Below are 10,341 nucleotides of genomic sequence, written 5' to 3'. Positions count from 1 at the left end.
CCGTTAAATGCGAGCGCTTTTCCTTCGCCGGCGAGTATACCCGAGATCAAATGTCTTGCACATGCCGCATTGCATTAGTGCGAAAAACAAGTACAATAAGGCCTGATTAAAGTCATTGGAAATGCTTTTGTCCCGCCTCAAAACTGCTCTTGGATGGTATGCGTCCGTTGGCGCCAAACTTTTGCGTCAGGTGCCGCAAACCGCCTTTTCAGGCGTTGCCGCAAGCCTCGTTTCACAGATAGCGATGCTGCTCGCGTTTTTTTTGCCACTTAAGGTGATTCTGTTGCTGGGTTCGGACAGAATACCGCACTTTTTTCCGACCTTACTGCAACATCTTGGACTGCAACAGCTGGTACTCTTGCTAAGCCTCGGGGCATTCTTCTGTTACCTGCTCCACCTTGGCATGGAGCGGCTTGTGGGGCGGCTTGCTGCTCGAAGTGGCGAAATGCTCCTTAACCGTAACCAGAAAATTCCGCTTTTTGCCAATCAGGAAGAGATTGCGACGCGTGCCTGCATGCGTTATATCCGTAGTCTCTCAGCCCTTGTCTATGTTCTGATGGTTCTGTCGCTCCTTGCCGGCTTCTGGTTACCGCTGGCATGCCTTGTTGGCGGGTACTGGGTCTGTGCACTGGTGTTTGCGAGGCTGCTGCAGGTTTTTAGCAGGCGTTTTGCGAGGATAGTCGAGGAGCGGCTTACAGACGTTGTTCAAACGCTGTCTGCACTTGGATTTTTGCTGGCTTTTCTGTGGATGGTCGCCACTTTTCCGACAATCCGAGCCGATGGAGGTGTTTTGAAAACGGCCGTCGCGTTACTCGCGGTTCGTCAGGTGATGCAGCAGATGACCCAGTTCATTACACTCTTTTCGCAGCTGCGTGCACAGCAGCTGCACATTGATACCCTCTTTTTTCAGCACTGCTTACCCGCCGCTACAGCACCAGTCGACTCGCATACCCTGTGGCCATGGGTCTTGCCTGAAGAACGGGCGGTATGGATTCAGGATGTGCTGGACATGGTGTCAGGCGGCTCTGTTATTGTACAGGCATCACACTGGTTTCGAGGGAACGGCGCGGCTTTTGCCGTTGAAGCAGAGTTTCCTCCGGGAGTACGCAAACACTGCCTTCTGCGCCTTTTCAGCCAGCGTCAGGCGGCTTTCGCACGCCATGAACAGGTACTTTTCAAAGCCATCGACAAAGCGACACTGCCAATGCTTCCGTGGATGGGGGCGGCATCAGTTCATGGCTTTACCTGCCATGTGCATCATTCAGGAGCGTTTACACGCATTACAACGGGTTTACGCGAAAGCGTCATTGAGGCGCTGGCCGCAATAATGGCGTTCACCCCGCCACCACAGCTTACCGCCTCCTGGAGGCGTTCGCGAAAACCACTCGGGCAGCGCCTTGATGATGCGTTGTGCAGGCGGCTTTATGCGGTATTTGCGGGAATCCCGGGCCTTACACGCCTTCTGCAGTCCATGGAAGACACCGTGTCTCTGTTGCCCACGCTGCCGCTGCAGCTAGTTAATCCGGCAGCATTGACACCAGAGAGTCTGGTACGCGATGCTTCAGGCGCAATTGCGATTATTCCCTGGGGGGCATGGAGTATTGAACCAGTGGGGGCTTCCTGGCCGCTTCATCTCCTGCCGGCGTTAAAGTCGATGCTTCCGGCACTCCGCGAGCGTCGCCCCGAATTAAGCGGCTGTGAGTACACCACGCTTGCGCTGGTGGCGCACTGGTTTACCATTGAAAAGCAGTTTCAGCTGGAGCAGTTCAGCGCGCTGGAACAGACCCTCGATTCATTGCGTGTGCTGCTCGATGGCAGTGCAGAGACACTTGAAGTGGCCTGAAGCCGGAGTGCTGCCCCCGCAAGCAGCGCCAGCAGCAGATTCCAGCCTGCAAGGCGAAACACCGCAAAAAACAATCCATAAGCCCCCATTGTCAGAAGCGTGACAGCAGCTGCCGCCGACAGTATCGGGAGTTTTGCGCGCTGCTTCCAGAACACCCACAGCGGCCAGAGAAAAAAACTCGCATAGAGCATAAAGCCCGGTATGCCGCCAACCATCAACCAGTACATTACCCAGTTATGGATATAGCCCACACTTTGCAGAGAGAACTGACCTGAAGTATCCCCAAGGCGGATGGTATGGCGGCTGCCAATCCCTGTGCCGGTAAAGGGGTGATTCATGAGCCCATTCATCGCGATACGATATTCTTCCAGGCGAATGGAAATGTTGTCATCCTCTAGTCCGGCCTGACTCACGAGGGCGGTAGATACTTTTTGAAAACGAGTCATCCAGAAGGCTTCGAGATTAAAGGCTTTGACAATTAATACGCCACCGACTACGAGTATCAGGAGCGATACCATAAAAGTGCGAAGCTGCTTACGGAAGCAGATGGCGACAAGCAGACCGCTGGCAGCGATTCCCAGCAGCATTGCGGCAAACATGCTGCGAGTCAGAGATTCAAGGACGGCAGCAAGAGCAATGAGTGCGCAGAGGCGCAGAGCGTTTCTCAAGAGGCGTGACGTGGTAAACGCGCTCATCAGGGTAAAGAGTACGCAGCCAAGTGGTACCATTTCACTGGTGGTACTCGCAAGGTACATGGTGACTCTGCCGCGCAGGGGGCCGATGAGCCCCTGAGGTGCGGCATTGCACCCATACTCTTTTACCGCAGCAAGCGTACCTGGCTCTTGCCAGTAACAGGTATAAAGCCCTTCGGAAAAGAAGGTGAAATTGACATCGAGATTAATCAGCAGTGCAAGTGCGCCCAGTGACGCTGCAATCCAGCTGGCGCGCGAACGGATGTCCGTCTGCAGCGCGAGTGCAACTGGAAGCATGAGCCAGAGCAGGGTAAACGGCATGATGCCTCGCAGCCAGTCGTTAAGAGCGACATCGCGCAGGTGCGCGACAATCAGCGAGGCTGTAAGGAGCAGCGCAAAAAGGGTATTTATGGTAAATACCGGAATGCGAGGGGACTCCTTCAGGCGGTATGCCTCAACGAGCGCCATCATCGAAAACGCTCCCAAAAAAAGCAATACCTGATACTCACCCAACCCTAAACCTTCAGGCACCACCGGGATACCAAACAATGTCGGAATGGCAGCGGTCAGCAGCAGCCACGCCCCTCCCTTGCTCGCAAGAAACAGTGCAAACAGGAAGCCTGTCATCAGAAAAACAGGGTGAAGCATGCCCATGCGTGCAAGAACGGCACAAAGCATACCCGTGAGCAAAGCCATGAGCGGGAGAGGGGTGTGCCGCAGTATTTTACAAGCTGTCATCAGTTTTTCCATGTGTTTCAGATACGAATCGCGCGGTAGCCGTCAGGTACCGTTTTTATGGGTTTACCAGGCATTCCCACAACCACAGAATTGTCGGGGATATTCTCAAGTACCACGGCATTGGCGCCAATGATGCAGTTATTGCCTATGCGGATATCACCGAGGATTTTGGCGCCGGCAGCAATGTAGCAGTTGTCGCCAATCACCGGTGCTTTATTGGCTTCTTTAGCAACAAAGGCCTCGCGCGCACCGATGGTAACCCCCTGCCCAATCAGACACCCTCTGCCAATACGGGTATGTACGTGCAGGACAACGCCCATGCCGCCATAAGCAAACAGGCTCCCGGCTCCTATTACAGCACTTGGGGGAATAAAAGAGTTATAGAGTAAAAAAATCAGGTATTGCACGGTTTTCGGTAAAACGGGAACTTTTCGCACATGCAGCCAGTGGCTGAATTGGTATAGCGATATCGCATTCATGTTATCGACCTAAAAGGCTTAATGTTTGACGACTGACAGGCATGCATACCCACAGAAAAACCAGTGCTGTGGCGAGTGTCAGCAGCTCCAGAGGCCAGGAAAAGTATGCCAGCAGAAGCATCAGCGGAGTCCCGAGTGCAACTGTGCGCACGAGGCGGTTTGCCGGCATGGCCGGTTGCGCATGATGCAGCATCAGCAGATAGAGTGCAAGTCCTGTGGCATACAAAAGCATCATTCCTGACAGGCTGTGGACGCGGGTGATGACCAGCATCGAGAAGAGGGCTATGGCAAGATTAATACGCCGCAAAGCGCGGGTCTCCTGTTTGGCAAGCAGGAAACGCTCGTAAATGAGGCAGGCATGATAGAGGGGCAGTATGACCAGTACGGGCGTAAATGGTTTGATAAAGGGCAGCCAGCAGGCAGCAATACATGCACCGAATGCGGCCAGAAAAAAATAATGCAGCGACAGGCTTAAAAGCCCGCTTGCATCAGCGTGTGTGTCACGGGCTTTAACCAGCATTTCAGCAATGACACGTGTGTGAACCGGAAAAAGAAAGCCTGCTGCCTGCACGACTGAGACCTGAACCCGAAAAAGCCCAAGCTCTGCGGCGGGCAGGAAGAACGAGAGGTACCAGGGGAGGATATTGGTAAAGAGGTTATTAACGAGCGTCAGAGCAAAAAGCCCAGGCAGGGTGCGCAACACTTTCACTACTTCTGGTGCAATGTTTGGCGTCTGTGGATGGATTTTTCCTGAAAAGAGCAGGGTGAGCGCGAAAAGACTGGCTGGTATTAGATTGATGGCGATGAGCAGGTTTACGATATCATCAGCAAAGGGTTTAAAGAGAGGGGGCAGCACGAAAAAAAGCGTTGTGAACATCAGCAGATAGAGGCTGACGGCCGTACGCATGAGGTTTGCATAGAGGACAAGCAGCACGCAGTTGCTGAAAAGCATGGCAGCAAGCAGTGCCACACTGCCAACAGGATACACTAAATGCAGCAGCGCAAAGGCAGAGAGAATGAGGAGGCCTAAGGCAAATGAGACGGAAAAGAGCAGCGGACGTTCAACTTGACTGATTAACGGCTCGCCCAGCACATCGGTAAATTTATGGAAAATAAAAACCAGCAGGTTGGTCTTCAGAAACTCCCCATAGGCGGTGAGTCCATAAACCAGTGGAATAAACAGATTAACCAGCAGGCCGGAAATGAGCATCAACGCCTGGGTGATGGCGTTTTGCAGAAACGCAAAGCGTTTCTGCAGGCTTTCTATCAACAAACAACGCATAAAAATCTATACAGCCGTCCAGATACCCCGTGCATCCACCAGATGATAAGGAGCGAGTTCGGTGCGCGTTTTATCCATAAATTCGCGGTGATCAACGAGTAGCAGAAGAATATCTGCCTCACGCATGGCGCTCTCACTGTCAGCAAGCGCTACTTTACCCGCGAGTGAGGCGGGCAGGCTATGAATGTTAGGCTCAACTGCAAAGACAGGGCCCGGGTGCCGTTCAGCAAGTGCCGCAACAATGTCAACGGCCGGACTTTCGCGCAGGTCATCAATATTGGCCTTAAACGCCAGACCAAAACAGGCGATGGTAACATCGCGAGCGGTTTTATGCGGGTTTTTCTGGAGAAACTGCCCGATACTCTGCGACATTTTTTCAAGCACCCATTGCGGCTTGCTGTCGTTTACCTCACGCGCGGTGCGTATAAGGCGGGCTTTCTCAGGAGCACTGCTCACGATAAACCAGGGGTCTACAGCGATACAGTGCCCGCCAACCCCAGGACCCGGCTGCAGGATATTGACGCGCGGATGACGGTTGGCAAGACGAATCAGCTCCCAAACGTTAATCTGAAGCTCATCACACACCATGGAAAGTTCGTTGGCAAAAGCGATGTTGACATCGCGAAAACTGTTTTCGGTGAGTTTACACATTTCTGCGGTGCGGGCATCCGTAATTAGGCATTCACCCTCCACAAAGGTGCGATAAAGGCTTAAAGCCGCTTCAGAACAGCGCGCGCTCATCCCGCCAATGATACGGTCGTTCTGTACCAGTTCACGCAGGACGTGTCCGGGCAACACCCGCTCGGGACAGTGTGCCACGCGGATATCGGCCGCATCCCCGTGTGTTTGCGGAAAGCTGAGATCGGGGCGGGCTTCGGCGAGCCATGCGGCCATGGCCTCGGTGGCACCAACAGGGGAAGTGGATTCGAGAATCACAAGGTTACCGGGCAGCAGCACCGGGGCTATCGACTTGGCAGCAGCCTCGATGTAGCGCAAATCCGGTTCGTGGTTTTCCCTGAACGGCGTTGGAACGGCGATAAGAAACGCTTCTGCAGGTTCCGGGCGGATTGTTGCACGCAAGAACCCTTCCGTTACCGCGGCATGCACAATCATGTCGAGCTCAGGCTCTACAATATGAATTTCTCCGCGGTTGATGGTCTCAACAGTTGCTACATTGACATCAACGCCGACCACAGAGATTTTGCGTGAGGCGAGAATGGCGGCGGTTGGGAGGCCAATGTAACCAAGTCCAATAACCGAAACCCGGGTAAATGGATGAGAGGTGTGTGTGCAGTTATTCATGTGTGTCACCCGAGGGTTGTAAGTGGAAAATGGGAAGGACCGGCAAGGGCATCAGACAGTGCGCCTGGATGAGCCAGGAGGTGCGTGATGCGCGTTGCCGCCATGCCATCGCCATAGGGATTCTGTGCCTGGCTCATGCGCCGATAAAGCGCTTTATCGGTCAGGAGGTCACGTACCCCTTTAAGAATACGCTCAGGGTCGGTACCGACCAGCCTCACTGTACCTGCGTCTACGGCTTCGGGACGCTCAGTGGTATCCCGCATCACAAGCACCGGTTTTCCAAGTGACGGGGCCTCTTCCTGAATGCCGCCAGAATCGGTCAGAATCAGTGTCGCGTGCTGCATCAGATACACAATGGCGAGATAATCGACCGGTGCGATGCGATAAATATTGGAAAAGGGCGCCAGCAGGCGATTGACCGGTTCCTGCACATTGGGGTTGAGGTGTACCGGGTAGAGTAAATCCACATGGGGAAATTCAGTCGCAATCTGCCCGAGCGCTTCACAAATACGCTCAAAGCCCGCACCAAAGTGTTCACGTCGATGCCCGGTGACAAGAATCATCGGGCGGTTCTTGTCAAGAAAGGCGAACTGCTCTTTAAGAGAGGCCATCAGTGCTGTGTTGGATGCAATCAGACTCTGGGTTTCAAACAACGCATCGACAACGGTATTACCGGTAACGTGGATGGCACTGGCCGAAATACCTTCGCGCAGCAGGTTGTCGCGCGCGGTTTCGGTAGGCGCAAAGTGCAGCGAGGTCAGCGCGCCCGTTATTTTACGGTTCATTTCCTCAGGCCACGGTGACCAGCGGTTTTGGGTGCGAAGTCCCGCCTCAACATGTGCCACCGGAATTTTATGGTAAAACGCGGCGAGGGATGCGGCGAGTGTTGTGGTTGTATCGCCGTGCACCAGCACCCAGTCGGGGCGGAAGGCGGCAAAGGTTTCCTGAAGTCCCATAAGGATGCGGGCCGTCAGACTCGAAAGGGTCTGGTCGGTAGCCATCACGCCGAGGTTAAAGTCAGGCGTAATTCTGAAAATATCGAGCACGGGCTGAAGCATCTGCAGATGCTGTCCGGTCACACAGACGCGGCTTTCAAAGGCTTTGTCATGAGCGAGCTCACGAATAACTGGCGCCATTTTAATCGCTTCCGGGCGCGTTCCAAAAATACTGAGGGTTTTGATGGCCATAATGTCGGTATACATTCCATTCCGTTGTCAAAGGCGCGCCTCAGAAAGAAGATGGATGACGGTGCCTTTTTCCAGTTGCGGGAAATGTAACATATCCATGAAAAAAAAGGAAACCCCGCACTATGAGAGCGCTGGCAGAATAAGCTGCGGCGCACTCAAATGCCTGAAAGGGGGGATTTTCAACGTGCATGGTTGATGGTATCTTTGCCAAAATCTCACGGGGTGGCGTATGAAACATCCAACAGAACTGCACGCATGGAAAGCGCTGGATGTGCTTGCCGAGACCCGTTTTATGGCGTATCGCGCTCCCTTTTCCACACGGTCAGCATGTCGGTTGAGCCCCCGCGGCATTGGTATCACGCTGGACTATTCGACGCAGCATCTGGACGCTGAAACCACAAATGCACTTCTTAATCTCGCCGATAATTCCGGGCTTTCAGCGCAGATTAACGCCCTTTTTTCAGGAAAAGGCCTGAATGCCGGCCGTGGTAAACCTGCACTGCACACCGCCCTCAGAAGCCCTGAAACAAAAGGGTTATTCGTCGACGGACAGGATATACTGCCAGGCATTCACGCAGCCCGCCAAAAGATGCGTGAGATTGCCGACGCCATTCGCGCTGGACGCTGGAAAGGGGTTACGGGTAAACCCATCCGTGATGTGGTGCACCTTGGAATAGGAGGCTCTGACCTTGGGCCACGCTTTGCCATCCATGCGCTTGCAGAGCCGATGTCGCCTGTGCGCGCGCATTTCGTCTCGGACACCGATCCTGAGGGTTTTGCGCGTGTGGTGGCGGTGATTGACCCTGAAACCACACTCTTTATCGTTGCCTCAAAGTCGTTTACCACGGCAGAAACCCTCCACAACGCGCGAAAAGCCCTGGCTTTTGCCGGCGGCAGGCATGCGCTCGAGCAGCATTTTATTGCCATAACCGCCTGTTGCGCGCGTGCGCGCGAATGGGGCTTTACCAACATCCTGCCGTTGTGGGACTGGGTAGGCGGGCGTTATTCTTTCTGTTCAGCCATTAACCTCATCACGGCCATCGTCTGCGGATTTGAGGTATTTGAGGCTCTGCTTCGGGGCGCCCATGCAATGGACAGGCATTTTCATGAAGCACCGATGCTCGAGAACCTTCCGGTCATGCTGGCCCTGAGCGGTATCTGGAACATCAATTTTCTGCACCACCATACGCTCCTGATACTCACGCACGCACATGCCCTTCAGAAGTTTGTGCCACTTGTGCAGCAGATTGACATGGAGAGCAATGGTAAATCAATCGACCTTACCGGGCGCCCCATCCATTACGCGACCGGACCCATTGTCTGGGGCGGATGCGGCAATGCGGCGCGTCACAGTTATTTCCAGCTGCTTGCGCAGGGCACGCATCATATCCACGGTGAATTCCTCTCAGTAGCAGCGCCCGAGCTTGCTGAAGTCAATGCACTTTGCGAGCACGCCCTGAAAGTGCTTGGGGGCGGGGTTCCTCATTCCGAGAATACCGAAGGATTTATCCCGGGCGGCTTTCCACTGAACCACCTGATTCTTCGCGACCGCTCTCCTGAAACCCTTGGCGCCCTCGTGGCACTCTATGAGCACAAGGTGTTTGTTCAAAGCGTCATCTGGAACATTAACCCGTTTACGCAGCCTGGCGTTGAGAGCGCCAAGTCCGTTGCGGCTTTGGGCGGGCGTGAAGAGCTCAGTGTTACGGGCGGTTGACGTGCAGACACTGTTAGGATGAAATAACGGGCTTTAGTGCCGAACTGGAGTGTTGCATGTACACGTTGCTGCGTCCCCTGCTGTTTCGTCTTGACGCGGAAAAGGCTCACGCGCTCTCACTGAAGCTTTTAGACTATCTTCCCCGCTGGTGCTTTGCAACGCCGCCTGCACGCCCGGTTCATGCCATGGGTTTACCGTTTCCTCATCCGGTCGGCCTTGCAGCCGGGCTTGATAAAAACGGTGAGCACCTTGATGCACTGGCGCGCATGGGGTTTTCTTTCATCGAAATTGGCACCGTTACGCCGCGTCCTCAGTCTGGAAACCCGCGCCCGCGTCTTTTTCGTCTGCCAGAGTCGCGTGCGTTCATTAATCGCCTGGGGTTTAATAACCTCGGGGTTGACGCGCTTGTGGAAAATGTTAAACGCTCGAATTATCAGGGAATTCTTGGCATTAATATCGGTAAAAACCGTGATACTTCGCTTTCGAATGCGGTTGATGATTACCTTGAGTGCTTTCGTAAAGTCTATCCGCTGTCCTCGTATGTAACGGTGAATATCTCTTCCCCCAATACGCCCGGGCTTCGGGAATTGCAGCAGGCCGATTTTTTTGATGCGCTGCTTGATGCGCTGCGTGAGGAGCAGTTGATTTTGAGTGATGCGCATAAACGCTGGGTGCCGCTTGCCGTTAAAATTTCTCCGGATGAAAGCGATGAGTCCTTAACCCGCATGGCAAACAGTGTGGCTGAGCGGGGCATAGAAGCGATTATCGCGACCAATACTACAGCGCTTCGAGTAGGCGTTCGCCGTGAAGCGCATGCGGATGAAACCGGCGGCCTCAGCGGGCATCCTCTGGCGGCGCGTTCTACGGAATGTGTGCGGGTCTTAAAGCGTGCGGTGGGTAACGCGGTCACCCTGATTGGTGTTGGCGGCATTGATTCGCCGCGCACCTGCAGGGACAAGCTGCGTGCAGGCGCATCGCTTGTGCAGGTGTACTCAGGGCTTGTTTACCAGGGACCGGGTCTTGTGCATCGGCTGGTGGCATCATTGCCGGAGAGTGGATAAAAAGGTACAATCGTCGCTGTTTCTTTCCAACCCTTGCCCTTGT

Annotated in this window: 8 protein-coding genes; 3 read left to right on the top strand and 5 right to left on the bottom strand. The window is 54.1% G+C overall.

From position 1 onward, the window contains the following. Positions 1 to 121: 121 nt before the first annotated feature. A complete protein-coding gene (locus tag E4T54_RS02690) occupies positions 122 to 1,843 on the top strand; it encodes a hypothetical protein (protein WP_028387002.1) in 1,722 nt (573 codons plus the stop codon). Here the strand turns inward: E4T54_RS02690 and E4T54_RS02685 are convergent. Genes E4T54_RS02685 through wecB form a run of 5 tightly spaced genes read right to left on the bottom strand, consistent with a single transcriptional unit; the run spans position 1,753 to position 7,538 of the window. Beyond that, positions 1,753 to 3,273 carry an O-antigen ligase family protein gene (locus E4T54_RS02685; RefSeq protein ID WP_028387003.1) on the bottom strand — a complete coding sequence of 507 codons (1,521 nt, stop codon included), beginning with the start codon at positions 3,271 to 3,273 and terminating at the stop codon, positions 1,753 to 1,755. The two genes, E4T54_RS02690 and E4T54_RS02685, sit on opposite strands and share 91 nt — an antisense overlap. A gap of 17 nt (positions 3,274 to 3,290) precedes the next feature. Continuing rightward, positions 3,291 to 3,752 carry a serine O-acetyltransferase gene (locus tag E4T54_RS02680; RefSeq protein ID WP_028387004.1) on the bottom strand — a complete coding sequence of 154 codons (462 nt, stop codon included), beginning with the start codon at positions 3,750 to 3,752 and terminating at the stop codon, positions 3,291 to 3,293. A 1-nt stretch (position 3,753) separates the two neighbouring features. Further along, positions 3,754 to 5,034 (bottom strand): hypothetical protein, encoded by a 1,281-nt coding sequence (locus E4T54_RS02675; protein WP_028387005.1) that lies wholly within the window; start codon positions 5,032 to 5,034, stop codon positions 3,754 to 3,756. A 6-nt stretch (positions 5,035 to 5,040) separates the two neighbouring features. Beyond that, complete coding sequence (gene wecC, locus E4T54_RS02670) at positions 5,041 to 6,336, bottom strand: UDP-N-acetyl-D-mannosamine dehydrogenase (RefSeq protein WP_051550995.1); 1,296 nt, start codon at positions 6,334 to 6,336, stop codon at positions 5,041 to 5,043. Positions 6,337 to 6,341: 5 nt separating this feature from the next. Continuing rightward, positions 6,342 to 7,538 carry a non-hydrolyzing UDP-N-acetylglucosamine 2-epimerase gene (gene wecB / locus E4T54_RS02665; protein ID WP_238582792.1) on the bottom strand — a complete coding sequence of 399 codons (1,197 nt, stop codon included), beginning with the start codon at positions 7,536 to 7,538 and terminating at the stop codon, positions 6,342 to 6,344. A 214-nt stretch (positions 7,539 to 7,752) separates the two neighbouring features. Between wecB and E4T54_RS02660 the strand changes: the two genes are divergently transcribed. Next, positions 7,753 to 9,237 (top strand): glucose-6-phosphate isomerase, encoded by a 1,485-nt coding sequence (locus E4T54_RS02660; protein ID WP_051550996.1) that lies wholly within the window; start codon positions 7,753 to 7,755, stop codon positions 9,235 to 9,237. A gap of 56 nt (positions 9,238 to 9,293) precedes the next feature. Further along, positions 9,294 to 10,298, top strand: coding sequence for a quinone-dependent dihydroorotate dehydrogenase (locus E4T54_RS02655; RefSeq protein ID WP_028387008.1), 1,005 nt, complete (start codon positions 9,294 to 9,296; stop codon positions 10,296 to 10,298). The last annotated feature ends 43 nt before the right edge of the window (positions 10,299 to 10,341 follow it).

Origin of the sequence: Legionella geestiana (assembly GCF_004571195.1) — a bacterium.
In the GTDB taxonomy this organism is placed as follows: domain Bacteria; phylum Pseudomonadota; class Gammaproteobacteria; order Legionellales; family Legionellaceae; genus Legionella_B; species Legionella_B geestiana.
Note: the sequence above shows the minus strand (reverse complement) of the source record. Positions and strands in the feature narration are given on the sequence as shown.